The organism is Exiguobacterium sp. A1_3_1 (genome assembly GCF_048985645.1).
Classification (GTDB): Bacteria; Bacillota; Bacilli; order Exiguobacteriales; family Exiguobacteriaceae; genus Exiguobacterium_A; species Exiguobacterium_A indicum.
This window is the reverse complement of record NZ_WBYY01000335.1, coordinates 1-557: the sequence shown is the minus strand read 5'-3', so window position 1 is coordinate 557 and position 557 is coordinate 1. Positions and strand designations below refer to the sequence as shown.

Below are 557 nucleotides of genomic sequence, written 5' to 3'. Positions count from 1 at the left end.
ACAAGTCGGTCCGATGCATTACGTGACGATGGGTGTTGCGATCACAATCGCTATTTTGACGACGGGTGAAATTATGTGGCAAAACGTCACAGATCGCCGCGCCTCACTCGCCGTCTTAAAAGCACTCGGCTGGACGAACGGCGCAATCCGACAGTTGATTGTCCTCGAAGGCTTCCTTGTTGGTCTGATTTCCGGAATCATTGGACTGATTGTCGCCTACACGACGATTTATGTCTTGTACGATCTAGTACCGTGGAATGAACCGTTGTTGATTGGTGTATCGCTTGCCTTACCGATTTTGTTCGGTGTCATCGCCGCCTTCATCCCAGCACAACTGGCCGCACGTGTTCAACCGTACCAAGAACTGAAAGATGCTTCGTAATCAAAGGAGTTGTACACATGAATTCTATTCAGGCAATATTTCTTGACCGCGACGGAACGATTGGTGGAGATGCCACCGTCCACTACCCTGGAACGTTTGCGTTATTTTCTTACGTTCCTTCGTTAATCGAACGCTTACTCAATCAAGGGATTTTACCTGTCTCTTATACACATCT

Annotated in this window: 1 protein-coding gene; it reads left to right on the top strand. The window is 47.9% G+C overall.

Translation table 11 applies throughout. The annotated features are described in order from the left end of the window. A partial coding sequence (locus F8N00_RS18235; protein WP_421018777.1) for an ABC transporter permease occupies positions 1–382 on the top strand: 382 nt, incomplete at its 5' end. Between the last annotated feature and the right edge of the window lie 175 nt (positions 383–557).